Origin of the sequence: Microbacterium endophyticum (assembly GCF_011047135.1) — a bacterium.
Taxonomy (GTDB): Bacteria; Actinomycetota; Actinomycetes; order Actinomycetales; family Microbacteriaceae; genus Microbacterium; species Microbacterium endophyticum.
The window spans coordinates 2,194,773-2,207,417 of record NZ_CP049255.1 but is presented as its reverse complement, the minus strand read 5'-3'; the positions used below and the strand labels follow the sequence as shown (position 1 = coordinate 2,207,417).

The 12,645-nt window shown below is 61.4% G+C and carries 11 protein-coding genes; 3 read left to right on the top strand and 8 right to left on the bottom strand.

Annotated elements, in window-relative coordinates; translation table 11 throughout:
* The first annotated feature begins 8 nt into the window (after window positions 1-8).
* Window positions 9-782, top strand: a complete 774-nt coding sequence (locus G6N83_RS10305) for an HAD-IIB family hydrolase (protein WP_165141776.1) — start codon at window positions 9-11, stop codon at window positions 780-782.
* Here G6N83_RS10305 and G6N83_RS10300 read toward each other — a convergent pair.
* Window positions 779-2,038, bottom strand: a complete 1,260-nt coding sequence (locus G6N83_RS10300) for an alpha-hydroxy acid oxidase (RefSeq protein WP_165141774.1) — start codon at window positions 2,036-2,038, stop codon at window positions 779-781. The two genes, G6N83_RS10305 and G6N83_RS10300, sit on opposite strands and share 4 nt — an antisense overlap.
* Before the next feature lie 13 nt (window positions 2,039-2,051).
* The gene (locus G6N83_RS10295) at window positions 2,052-2,762 is read right to left on the bottom strand and encodes a FadR/GntR family transcriptional regulator (protein ID WP_165143393.1); all 711 of its coding nucleotides are present in this window, start codon (window positions 2,760-2,762) and stop codon (window positions 2,052-2,054) included.
* 98 nt (window positions 2,763-2,860) lie between these two features.
* Between G6N83_RS10295 and G6N83_RS10290 the strand changes: the two genes are divergently transcribed.
* Window positions 2,861-3,715: a DUF1295 domain-containing protein gene (locus G6N83_RS10290; protein WP_165141772.1), complete on the top strand. Its 855-nt coding sequence runs from the start codon at window positions 2,861-2,863 to the stop codon at window positions 3,713-3,715.
* On the opposite strand, the gene G6N83_RS10285 is transcribed toward G6N83_RS10290, so the two are convergent.
* The 4 genes from G6N83_RS10285 to G6N83_RS10270 all read right to left on the bottom strand — a co-directional run bounded on the left by G6N83_RS10285 (window position 3,679) and on the right by G6N83_RS10270 (window position 8,257).
* Window positions 3,679-4,275 (bottom strand): thymidine kinase, encoded by a 597-nt coding sequence (locus G6N83_RS10285; RefSeq protein WP_165141770.1) that lies wholly within the window; start codon window positions 4,273-4,275, stop codon window positions 3,679-3,681. The two genes, G6N83_RS10290 and G6N83_RS10285, sit on opposite strands and share 37 nt — an antisense overlap.
* Before the next feature lie 12 nt (window positions 4,276-4,287).
* Complete coding sequence (mqo, locus tag G6N83_RS10280) at window positions 4,288-5,718, bottom strand: malate dehydrogenase (quinone) (protein ID WP_241246339.1); 1,431 nt, start codon at window positions 5,716-5,718, stop codon at window positions 4,288-4,290.
* Between the two features lie 82 nt (window positions 5,719-5,800).
* Window positions 5,801-6,871 (bottom strand): aspartate-semialdehyde dehydrogenase, encoded by a 1,071-nt coding sequence (locus G6N83_RS10275; protein WP_165141766.1) that lies wholly within the window; start codon window positions 6,869-6,871, stop codon window positions 5,801-5,803.
* Between the two features lie 99 nt (window positions 6,872-6,970).
* Window positions 6,971-8,257 (bottom strand): aspartate kinase, encoded by a 1,287-nt coding sequence (locus G6N83_RS10270; protein ID WP_165141764.1) that lies wholly within the window; start codon window positions 8,255-8,257, stop codon window positions 6,971-6,973.
* A gap of 203 nt (window positions 8,258-8,460) precedes the next feature.
* Between G6N83_RS10270 and G6N83_RS10265 the strand changes: the two genes are divergently transcribed.
* On the top strand, window positions 8,461-9,858 hold the full coding sequence (locus G6N83_RS10265) for a threonine/serine exporter family protein (protein WP_165141762.1): 1,398 nt from the start codon (window positions 8,461-8,463) through the stop codon (window positions 9,856-9,858).
* A 24-nt stretch (window positions 9,859-9,882) separates the two neighbouring features.
* On the opposite strand, the gene recR is transcribed toward G6N83_RS10265, so the two are convergent.
* Window positions 9,883-10,476 (bottom strand): recombination mediator RecR, encoded by a 594-nt coding sequence (recR, locus tag G6N83_RS10260; protein ID WP_165141760.1) that lies wholly within the window; start codon window positions 10,474-10,476, stop codon window positions 9,883-9,885.
* The gene (locus G6N83_RS10255) at window positions 10,476-12,611 is read right to left on the bottom strand and encodes a DNA polymerase III subunit gamma and tau (protein WP_165141758.1); all 2,136 of its coding nucleotides are present in this window, start codon (window positions 12,609-12,611) and stop codon (window positions 10,476-10,478) included. Before G6N83_RS10255 ends, recR begins: the two co-directional genes overlap by 1 nt.
* Between the last annotated feature and the right edge of the window lie 34 nt (window positions 12,612-12,645).

The following is a 12,645-nucleotide window of genomic DNA, read 5'->3' as shown; positions in this document are numbered from 1 at the left end:
AGCCTGAAATGCCCTCCCCTCGCACGCCCAAACTTGTGGCATTCGATCTCGACGACACTCTCGCTCCTTCGAAAAGCGAAATCGACCCCCGCATCGGAGAGCTCCTTGTCGCTCTCGCGCAGCGCGTCGATGTCGCCATCATCTCCGGCGGGCAACTCGCACAGTTCCGCACGCAGGTCGTCGAAAAGCTGCCGCCTTCCGCCGAAGAAGTTCTCTCCGCTTTTCACCTCATGCCCACGTGCGGAACCCAGTATTACCGCCTCGAGGTTTCAGGGATCACGACCGTGTACGCACACACGCTGAGTGACGATGAAAAAGTACGCGCACTCGCGGCCGTCGAAGAAGAGGCACGTCGTCTCGGCCTTTGGGAAAGCGAAACCTGGGGCGACATCCTCGAGGACCGCGGGTCACAGATCACCTTCTCGGCCCTCGGCCAGCGCGCCCCGCTCGAGGCAAAGATGGCGTGGGACCCGACGGGCTCGAAGAAGAATGCTCTCCGCGAGGCCGTCGCTGCTCGTATCCCAGACCTGGAAGTACGCTCCGGCGGCTCCACCTCAGTAGACATCACACACCGAGGCATCGACAAAGCATACGGAATGACGAAGCTCGCCGAGCAAACCGGCATCCCGCTCAGCGACATGCTCTTCGTCGGCGACCGACTCGACCCTGACGGCAATGACTATCCGGTGCTAACGCTGGGCGTCGAATGTCACGCGGTCGAAGGGTGGGAAGACACCGCCGACTACCTCGACCGTCTTCTCCCCACCCTCGCTCCTCGCTAAGCCTTGGCCGCGGAACGCGCTGCGTCCGACACCGGGACGAGCCGCATCAGCTGAGTGACGTGGCTCGGCTGTAGTTCTTCAAGGCTCGATACGCCCAGCAGGCGCATCGTGCGCTCGATCTCACTGCGGAGGATAGAGATGGTTTTATCCACACCTTCTCGACCGCCGGCCATCAAGCCATAAAGGTACGCGCGCCCAATCAGTGTGAACTTTGCGCCGAGAGCGATGGATGCCACAATGTCGGCACCGTTCATGATGCCGGTATCGACCATCACTGTCGCATCCCGTCCGACTTCGCGAACGACCTCCGGCAATAGTCGGAACGGGATGGGCGCTCGATCAAGTTGCCGCCCGCCGTGGTTCGACAGAATGATCCCGTCCACCCCGGAGTCGATGAGCCGCTTCGAATCCTCCAGATTTTGAACACCCTTGATGACGATCTTTCCCGGCCACATGTCGCGAATGACCTCAAGATCGTCATAGCTGATGGTCGGGTCCATAGCGGCGTTAAGCAACTCCCCCACCGTGCCGCCGGTCGTGGACAGCGACGCGAACTCAAGCTTCGGTGTCGTGAGGAAGTCGATCCACCACCACGGGCGCGGAATCGCATTGACGATGGTGCCGACGGTTAGCTGCGGCGGAATTGAAAATCCGTTGCGTTTGTCGCGCAGGCGCGCGCCCGCAACGGGTGTGTCGACCGTGAATTGCAGAGTATCGAAGCCCGCCTCGGCCGCTCGCTTCACGAGGGCGTATGAGATGTCCCGATCACGCATGACGTAAAGCTGAAACCAATTACGCCCGTGCGGATTAGCCTTCTTGACGTTCTCGATCGAAGTAGTCCCGAGCGTTGAAAGCGTGAAGGGAATTCCCGCCGCGGCCGCGGCGGCGGCCCCCGCGCTCTCGCCTTCGGTCTGCATGAGGCGGGTAAACCCGGTGGGGGCAATTCCGAATGGCAGGGCGCTCGGGCCGCCAAGAATCGTCGTAGAAGTGTCAACATCAGGTGCAGGGCGCAAAATGCCGGGATGAAACTCGACATCTTCAAACGCCTGACGCGCACGCGCTAGTGAGATTTCACCCTCGGCGGCGCCATCCGTGTAGTCAAAAGCCGCTTTCGGAGTGCGGCGCTTCGCGATCTTTCGAAGATCAGCGATCGTCAGCGCCTGATCAAGTCGTCGCTTTTTCGCGTTCAGCTCCGGCTTTTTGAACTGCATCAGTTCAAGAAGCTCCGGAACTTTCGGGAGCTGTCGGGAAACCATTGTTGCCTCTTTCCTAAAGAATGTCGCGTGTGACGCCCGCGTAGTAGCCGGTGATGTGATCGTGCACGAGAGTTTTAGCGGATGCCGCGTCGCCGGCGTCGATGGCGGCAACAATCTCGCGGTGCTCATGGCGCAGGTTCGTCGACGCTTCATCCCAATCGGGTAGCGCCGCGGCCCCAGCTTGAACGTAAGACTCGATGGCCGACCGCAGGCCCGCCATCATCGCCGAGACGACGACATTGCCGGTAGCCTCTGCAAGCGCCACATGAAGGCGCGCATCAAGCGCCACGAACTCGCTGCGCTCGAGAGTCGTCGCATCCATCGCGTCGAGAATCTCTCGAGCTGTCTCAAGCTCGCGCCCAGGGTCGTTGGCGAGAGTTTCGACGACGGATGCTTCAAGCATGAGCCGCGTCGCCACGACATCTTCAAGCGGAAAACCTTGAGCCGCAACCTGCAGGCGAAGAAGCGCGGCCATTCCACCTCGCGGGGTGGCAATGATAATCGCGCCGGCGGAAGGACCGCTCCCCGTTGCGGTGTGGATGAGTCCGAGTACCTCGAGCACCCGGAAAGCCTCACGAACGCTCGAGCGACCGACACCCAGTTTCGCCGCCAGCTCACGCTCCGACGGCAACCGATCTCCAGGAGCAAGGAGGCCCTCGAGCAATTGGGATTCGATCGTTTCAAGAACTGAACGCCACGCCCGCGTGGGCACATCTTCTTCGATGATGGTCACATTTTCCTCCAATGGTCAGACCACATTATCGCGTGTGGTCCGACCATGCAAAGCGTCGGTAGCGCGTCAGTCTCCTCTACCCTTTGCTCATGACCCCTCTCTCGTTCGTGCTTGTGGTCGCGGCCGCCGTCAGCTTTGCGTGCTGGGTCCTCTCACTCGTGACGAAAGACACCTCCTGGGTAGACCGAATCTGGTCGATCGTCCCGGTCGCATATGTCTGGATCTTCGCGTCGGCAAGCCTTACAGCGGGCGCTGATTCGGCACGCCTTTTGATCATGGCCGCGCTCGTCACACTGTGGGGCGCCCGCCTCACCGTCAACTTCGCCCGGAAGGGTGGCTATTCGGGCATGGAGGACTATCGCTGGGCAATCCTCCGAGCGCGTATGAAGACCTGGCAGTTCCAGCTTTTCAACCTGTTCTTCATCGTGCTCTACCAAAATGCGCTTCTCGTGCTCATCGCCCTTCCCGCACTCGTTGCGTGGCAGAACCCCGCGCCCCTCACGTGGTGGGATGCCCTATGGTCGCTCTGTTTTCTTGGATTTCTGATCGGCGAATACGTCGCGGATCAGCAGCAGTGGACGTTCCACAAGGCCAAACAAAGCGCGGGAGGCGCCCTGGCGCCGGGCTTCGCGACCGGAGGACTTTTCAAGTTCAGTCGCCACCCCAACTTTTTCTTCGAGCAGGCGCAGTGGTGGGCGTTCTACTTTCTCGGCGCGACCGCCGCGACATCCTTGGGGTGGTGGGGCGGGGTCATTAATTGGACGATCGTAGGTGCCGCGCTCTTAACAGTGCTGTTTATCGGATCGACGATTTTCACCGAATCGATCTCGGCCGGCAAGTATCCGGAATATGCCGACTACCAGCGCACGACCTCGATGCTTTTTCCGTGGCCGCCGCGCATGATGGCTCAGACGGCGAGTCGCCCGCCCGATTCAGTCAGGTAGCACTCGGCACACATTGACTCATAGGTAACGCTGTCGGCCGTGAGCTGGTCGATCGCGACTTGGTCGCCGTCGAAGACAAACCGCCCGGCGACGAGCCGCGCGTTGAACAGAGCCTTCCGCCCACAGCGACAAATGGTCTTGAGTTCTTCCAAACTGTGCGCGAGCTCCATCAGCCGGCGGGAGCCCGGAAACGCTTCCGTACGAAAATCGGTGCGGATGCCGTACGCCAACGCCGGAACGCCCTCCAAGACGACGATGCGCAAAAGATCGTCCACCTGCGCAGGCGTGAGGAACTGCGCTTCATCGATCAAAAGGCATGCCACACCATCGTGTCGATTGTCTCGAAAGAGCTCGCGAACATCATCGCCGGGCCGGATGAGAAAGTCGACCTCTCTCGACACACCGAGCCGGCTCGAGATGCGGTCAGCATCTTTCGTATCGATTTCAGGCTTCGCGAGCAGCACTCGCTGCCCTCGCTCCTCGTAGTTATAGGCAGCCTGCAGAAGCGCCGTGGACTTGCCCGAATTCATCGCGCCGTAGCGGAAATAGAGTTTGGCCACCGGCCACTCCTTCTAGGCTGAAAGCTGAAGAGTTGCCGACGTGGCGCCTAGCGTTTCCGCAGCCTCGGCCGGGCGTTCATTGAGCTTTTCGCCGTAGCTCGGAATGAGCTCACGCAAGCGTGGCTCCCAGCCCGAGATTCGGTCAGGAAAGCACGATCTCAAAAGCTCAAGCATGATCGACACCGCGGTCGATGCTCCCGGGGAGGCACCGAGAAGGCCTGCGATCGAGCCATCCTTGGCGGCCACGACCTCGGTACCGAACTGCAAGACACCGCCCTTTTGGGGGTCTTTCTTCATGACCTGGGCGCGCTGCCCCGCGTCGAGCAGTTCCCAATCCTCATCTCGCGCGGTCGGCATGAAGTCACGGAGACTGTCGACCTTTTTCGCGTGATTTTTGAGTAGCTCTCCCACGAGGTACTTGATAAGACCCGGGTTATCGACGGCGACCTTCAACATCGGCCCGATGTTATGGGGGCGTACCTGAGTTACGAGGTCCCACACTTTTCCCTGTTTCAAGAACTTGGGGCTGAATGTCGCGAACGGACCGAAGAGAAGTGATGTTTCGCCATCGACTACACGCGTGTCGAGGTGCGGGACCGACATCGGTGGCGCACCGACCGACGCCTGCGAATAAACCTTCGCCTGATGCTGAGCGACGAGTTCGGGCTTGCTCGTCTTCAGCCACTGGCCACCGATCGGGAAAACGCCGTAACCCTTGATTTCGGGAATGCCGGAGCTCTGCAGCAGCTTGATAGCCCAGCCGCCAGCGCCAACGAAGACGAACCGCGCGTTAATGTATCCGGGTGTGCCCCCGATGACGTTGCGGTATTTGGCACGCCACGTGCCATCTTTCAACCGCTTGAGGTTTTTCACCTCGCGGTTTGTGATCACGTCGACACCGCGGGTGCGCAGGTTGTCGAACATTTGATGCGTCACGGCACCGAAGTCCACATCAGTTCCGGCAGGAACACGGGTTGCCGCAAACGGCTCCCCCTTGCGGCGCTTCTGCATCAACAACGGAGCCCACGAATTGATGACGCGAGAGTCTTCGCTGTATTCGATGCCGGAGAACAAGGGCTGCGTACGGAGAGCCTCGTAGCGCTTCTTGAGGTAGGCGACATCCTTCTCGCCCGTGACGAAAGTCATGTGTGGGGTCGAATTGATGAACGTCGATGGTTCATCAAGTACTCCATCGTCCACGAGCGACGACCAGAACTGCCGGCTCAACTGGAACTGCTCATTGATCGACACTGCTTTCGCGGGATCGACCGAGCCGTCAGCGGCCGGGGGCATGTAATTGAGCTCGCAGAGCGCTGCGTGGCCGGTACCAGCGTTGTTCCAGGCGTTGGAGCTCTCAAGCCCCACGTCACCCAACCGCTCGTGGACAACGATCTTCCAGTCGGGCTGCAGTTCAGAGAGGAAGGTGCCCAGCGTGGCACTCATGATGCCGCCACCGATGAGCAGCACGTCGACGGATTCAGTCACGGTACTAAGTCTAGGCGCGAGCGGCGAGGACGAGAGCCGCTCAGGCGGCTGCAGTGATGCGCGCGGAAACCAATTCGGCAATCTGCACCGCGTTGAGGGCAGCGCCCTTTCGCAGGTTGTCATTGCTGATGAAAAGCACCAGCCCGCGACCCTCGGGAGCTGACTGATCCGCACGAATACGACCGACGTAGCTCGGGTCCGTACCGGCTGCTTGCAGCGGCGTGGGCACTTCTTCGAGAACAACACCCGGCGCCGAAGACAGCACCTCGCGCGCACGGGCGGGAGTGATCTCGCGAGCAAACTCCACGTTGATGCTCAGAGAGTGTCCGGTGAACACGGGAACACGTACACATGTGCCTGCCACCCGGAGGTCCGGAAGCTCGAGAATCTTGCGACTCTCGTTGCGGAGTTTCTTCTCTTCGTCGGTCTCGTTGAAGCCGTCATCGACAAGGTTGCCGGCAAACGGAATGACGTCGAACGCGATCGGGGCAATGTACTTTTCTGGCTGCGGAAAATCGACAGCCGAACCATCGTGGACCAGAGCAAGGGTGTTGTTTTGCGCGAGTACTCCCTCGACCTGACCCAGAAGCTCTTGAGCACCGGCGAGGCCGGAACCGCTCACCGCCTGGTAGGTACTGACGATGAGACGCTCAAGGCCCGCTTCGGCATGCAGAGCCTTGATGACCGGCATCGCAGCCATCGTCGTGCAGTTCGGGTTGGCAATGATGCCCCTGTGCGCTTCGTCGATTGCGTGGGGATTTACTTCGCTAACCACGAGCGGAACCTCGGGGTCCATGCGCCACGCGCTCGAGTTATCAATGACCGTCGCGCCCGCCGCCGCGAACCGCGGAGCGTGAGCACGGCTACCTGTCGCGCCCGCCGAAAAGAGCGCAATGTCGATTCCAGCGGGGTCAGCAGTGGCAATATCCTCCACAATCACGCTGTGTCCACCGAAGTCGATCGAGGTTCCAGCAGAACGAGCTGTCGCGAACAACCGCAGCTCACCAATCGGAAAGTTGCGCTCGAGGAGAATCTCGCGCATCACTTTGCCGACCTGGCCGGTGGCGCCGACAACGGCGACGGAGAGTCCTGAATCTGCGATGCGGGTCATGGTGTTCCTCGGGTGTGACGGACGCGCGGCATCCGTTGAATTTCCGCGCGGGGTTGCCCGATTCTACCGTGCTCTCACACGACGCCCTCGAGCTTTGGACTAGATACCTGTGCCTGCGTAGACGGTTGCCTCGACGTCGCCATCCAAGCCATAAGCCGAGTGCACGATGCGCGCAGCATTCGCCAAGTCGTCGCCGCGAACCACGACGGAGATGCGAATCTCGCTCGTCGAGATCATCTCGATGTTGACGCCCGAAACGCTCAGCGCTTCGAAAAGTGTCGCGGACACACCCGAGTGGGTGCGCATTCCGGCGCCCACCACCGAGAGCTTTCCGATTTGATCGTCGTGAATGAGGCTTTCGAAGCCCACCTCGGACTGCTCACCGGTCAACGCGCGCATGGCTGCCGGAGCATCCGTTTTGGGCAGTGTGAAGGAGATGTCGGTGCGACCGGTCGTGGCCGCCGATACGTTCTGCACGATCATGTCGACGTTTGCCCCGCTCTTGGCGACGATCTTGAAGATCTCCGCGGCTTTTCCGGGAACGTCGGGCACACCGATAACGGTGATTTTTGCCTGGCTCAGGTCGGTGGCAATGCCCGCGACAATCGGCTCTTCCATGTGTTCTCCCTGGGGGACGAGATCAGAACGAGTATTGCGGCCGAGCACCCACGTGCCCTCGCTCGAACTGAAAGTCGAGCGAGCGTGGATGAGTACGCCGTGACGGCGCGCGTATTCGACCGCGCGGATGTACAGGACCTTCGCACCGTTTGCGGCAAGTTCGAGCATCTCTTCGCTCGAGACTCGATCAAGCTTCCGTGCTTTCGGAACGACGCGTGGGTCTGCCGTGAAAATACCGTCGACGTCGCTGTAGATCTCGCAGACATCGGCCTGGAGCGCGGCAGCGAGCGCAACCGCGGTCGTGTCGGAGCCACCACGACCGAGAGTCGTGATGTCGCGGGTGTCACGGTTGAAGCCCTGGAAGCCGGCGACGATGACGATTGCACCCTCATCGAGCGCCTCGCGAAGACGAACAGGGGTGACGTCCACGATGCGCGCGGAGCCATGCGTGGCATCCGTAATCATGCCGGCTTGACTGCCGGTGAAAGAGCGCGCTTCGAAACCCATCGATGAAATCGCCATGGCGAGCAGCGCCATTGAGATTCGTTCACCACTCGACAACAGCATGTCGAGCTCGCGTGGAGCGGGGATCGGCGCAACCTGAGATGCAAGCGCAAGCAGTTCGTCGGTCGTATCTCCCATCGCGCTGACGGCGACGACAACCTCGTGCCCTGCCCGACGCGCATCAACGACGCGCTTAGCGACGCGCTTGATGCTCTCGGCATCGGCGACGGATGACCCGCCGTATTTCTGGACGATCAGCGCCACAGTGAAACTCCCGGGGATGAAAGGCGCTCGGATGCTACGCCCAACAGTCCATCTTACGGATCCAGATATGCCAGCTCGAACATGCAGTCCGCTCGGATACTTTGCACGTCAACGGCGATACGGCGTCCAGCATTTTCGAGGGCGGCATCAGTAGGATGGGTGGTTGCTTTGGTCCACCCGATACAGACGAGGAGAGCGGCGAAATGCAGCCCCCACGCCGCGGGATCTTCACCTCGCTCAACGCGCTCATTCGCAGCGAATCCTCTTCGCAAGCGATGACCGAGGCGATACCGATCATTGATGATTCGATGGCGGTACGCATTCTGGACCTTGCCGTTCGTATCGGCGAGACTATGTTGTCGACCGGTGCACCAGCGAGCGAAGTCACCCTCACAATTGTTCGTGTAGCAGGCGCGTACGGGCTGGACCCGGTACATACCGATGTGACGTACAACTCGATCACGATCGCGCATCACCGAAGTGGTGCTGACCGGCCGCTCACTCTCATGCGCGTGGTGCGCGTGAGTGCTCCCGACCACGAAAAGTTGCAGCGACTCCAAGCACTTGTGCTTCAGATCGGCGATGGGCTGAGTGTTGATGCGGCGCGACTGGAATACCGGGCTATCAGAGGAACGCCGTTTCGATATCGCCCCGCTGTTGTCGTCGCAGCTCAAGCCACGCTGGCCGTCGGTGTCGCCGTCATGTTCGGCGGTAGCTGGCTCGTCATCGCGCTCGCGTTTATCGCCGCCGCTCTGGCTGCCCTCACCCAGGCGGTCCTCGCGAAAGCACGTGTTCCGTTCTTCTTCAGCCAGATCGCCGGCGCGTTCGTACTCACGATGGTCGCCGCACTCTCCCCCCTGCTGGCCATGACCAACCTTGAAGTCGCGTCCGAGATTCGGCCGTCGGTCATCGTGGCGTCCGGAATCGTGCTGATGCTGGCGGGACTCACCGTGGTTGGCGCTGCTCAAGATGCGATCGACGGTTTCGCGCTCACTGCACTCGGCCGCATTCTCGAGCTCATGACCCAGACTCTCGGTGTCGTCCTAGGAATTCTGGTGGGCCTCGAAACAGCCCGTGTCGTCGGGCTCGCCATGGAGCCACCAAGCGAAGCTGTGCCGCTCGGGCCAGTGCCGCTGCAACTTTTCGGAGCGGTACTCATCGCAGTGTCGGTCGCGATTTACAACGGTGCTGGACTTCGAATCATCGTCGTCAGCGCGTTCCTCAGCCTCGTGGCGTGGCTGGCGTACCTGGCAGCTTCGAGTATCGGGCTCGACATCGCGGCCGCCAGCGGCCTGGGTGCATTCGCGGGCAGCTTCGTCGGCATCCTCATTGCATATCGACTTCATGTGCCTTCAGTGGCGATCACGACAGCCGCAATTTTGCCGATGGTGCCCGGGGCTGCGGTGTTCCGAGGTCTGCTCACGATCGTGGAGTCCGGTGAAGATCCCACGCTGCTCCTCGCAGGCTTCGGCACTCTGGTGAGCGCGGGTGTGATTGGCATCAGCCTCGCCGTCGGCGCATCGCTCGGTATTTACTTGGGGCAGCCGGTTCGCGCATCGTTGAAGGGTGTCATCCGATCACGGGCGCGGGTGCGACGGTAAGCGCTCCGGTGATCGCAATCGACGTCAGAGGGCGCGGCGTCCTTCGAACGCGCGGCCAAGAGTGACCTCGTCGGCGTACTCCAAGTCGCCGCCGACCGGCAGTCCGGAAGCCAGCCGGGTGACGGAAATCTCAAGGGTATGCAGCAATCGGCTCAGGTAGGTTGCCGTCGCCTCGCCTTCGAGGTTGGGATTCGTCGCGAGGATGACTTCCTGCACGGTGCCGTCGGCAAGACGCTGCATGAGCTGAGTGATGCGCAGGTCGTCCGGTCCGATTCCCGCGATGGGGCTGATCGAGCCGCCGAGCACGTGATAGAGCCCGCGGAATTCACGTGTCCGCTCAATCGCCGACACATCTTTGGCGTCTTCGACAACACAAATGAGAGTCTGGTTGCGTCGCGCGTCACGACAGATGGAGCAGCGCTCTTGCTCGGTCACGTTTCCACAAATTTCGCAGAAACGAACTTTGTCGCGCGCATCGCCGAGAAGCGAAGAAAGTCGGGACACGTCGAAACTCGGCGTCTGCAAGATGTGGAAAGTGATGCGCTGAGCCGATTTCGGTCCGATTCCGGGAAGACGACCGAACTCGTCGATGAGATCTTGAACGATTCCGTCGTACATCAGTTAAACCTCGTGGCTCGTTCGAAAGGCTCTTCGCGAACGAAGTGTGCATTGAGTACCTGCCGCACGACGGCTTCGCCGTAGCGCTGGATGCCATCGGGTGCGGGCGCTGTGCGAATCGGGGGCGCAACAGTTGGGGGCGCGTATGCCTCGTCGACAGGTGGAGCGATGTCATCTTCGCGATCATCGGAACGCTGAAGTTCTGAGGCCAGTACCGCCCCATCTCGCGGTTCTGCGCGTACTGGCGCGGCGACCATCGTCTGCAGATGCCGCGGCGCTGCATCCTCTGGCTCATCATCGACAGGAAACTGCGAAGCGGCGCTGTCGGACCATCCCATATCGGGCGGTGGTGCGTCATCATCGGAGGGGATCTGCGCAACGTCCCAGTCGGTCACTGGTGCCGACGGTGGCTGTGCCGCAGGAGATGCGGCCGACGGTGGAGTTTCTGTGCTCGCTGCCGGCGGGCTCGATGCCGAGCCGGGCCGGGCCCCGCCGCGCGAATCATCGCCGGGCGGAACGTCTGAGGGAGGCGTGGGCCCCCGCCCCGGACCACCGCCGGAATCAGGACCGAGGTCGCTCTCGTGCTTCGCGATGTATTTCACCCGCACGCCCACGACGCCGAGAATCGCCTGCCGGAGATCTTCACTCGGACCGCCACCCGCGCTGCGCTGCTTGAATTTCTCCACATCGCTCTGGCTCGGGAAAGCCAGCGTGAGCACATCATCGTTGAGCGCGACGGCGCGAGCACCTATCGCGATCATCCACGAAGAACGACTGATGCTCTCAAGACGCACGAGAACTTCGGGCCAGGCATCACGAAGGCGGCTGAAGCTCACCGGCCCGGATGCCACGGGAACTGGGGCAGACTCTGGCGCGGACGTCGCCTCGGGTTTCGGAGCATCAGGTTTCGGAGCATCAGGTGCCGCAATTGTAGGTACCGGAGCCACTGCGTCGCGTTCAACCGAAGGTACTGCCGCCGGACTAGATGCGGGCGCTGATGTGGGCGCGGCGGACGACGCTGAAGTGTGCGCGAGTACGCGCGCGATCATGAGCTCAAGCTGCAGTCGAGGAGACGTCGCACCGGTCATCTCGTCGAGTGCGCCGATCACGATGTCAGCCGTGCGCGAAAGGCGGTCTGACCCATAGATGGCAGCTTGCCCAGCCATCTGTTCGATCTCTTCGGCTGGAACCCCGCGCAACACCGTGGCAGCACCCTGACCCGTTGCCGCGATCACAATGAGGTCACGCAACCGCTCGAGAAGGTCTTCGACGAAACGACGCGGATCTTGACCGGTTTGCACAACACGGTCGATCGCCGCGAAGGCTGCTGCCGCATCGGCGCTTGCGAGTGCATCGATGACCTCGCTGAGCAACGCGCCGTGGGTGTAGCCGAGCAAGGCCACAGCACGCTCATACCGCACGAGCACTCCCCCCGATTCGGAAGGGTCGGAGCCGGCAATAAGTTGGTCGAGCAGCGACAGTGTGTCACGCGGCGAACCGCCACCCGCGCGGACGACGAGGGGCAACACGCCCGATTCGACCTTCACGCCTTCCGCATCGCTGAGCTCACCGACGTATTCGAGCATGGCGGCGGGAGGTACCAGACGGAACGGGTAATGGTGTGTGCGCGAACGAATGGTTCCGAGAACCTTTTCGGGCTCTGTCGTCGCGAAGATGAACTTGACGTGCGCGGGTGGCTCTTCCACGAGTTTGAGGAGCGCGTTGAAACCCTGCTGAGTCACCATGTGCGCTTCGTCGAGAATGAAAATCTTGAACCGGTCGCGAGCAGGTGCGAACACGGCACGCTCTCGCAGATCACGGGCATCATCAACACCGTTGTGACTTGCCGCGTCGATCTCGACGACATCGAGCGAACCGCCGCCGTCACGCCCAAGTTCGACGCAACTGGGGCATACGCCACAAGGCGTATCGGTGGGGCCCTCGGCACAGTTCAAACAACGAGCAAGAATTCGCGCGGATGTCGTCTTGCCGCAGCCGCGCGGGCCTGAAAACAGGTACGCATGACCCACCCGGTCGCTGCGCAGCGCCGTCATGAGGGGCTCGGTTACCTGCGCCTGTCCGATCATCTCGCCGAACGCCTCTGGGCGGTAGCGGCGGTACAGAGCAGTAGTCACAAACCCAGCCTACGGCGTTCCACAGACACTGCCG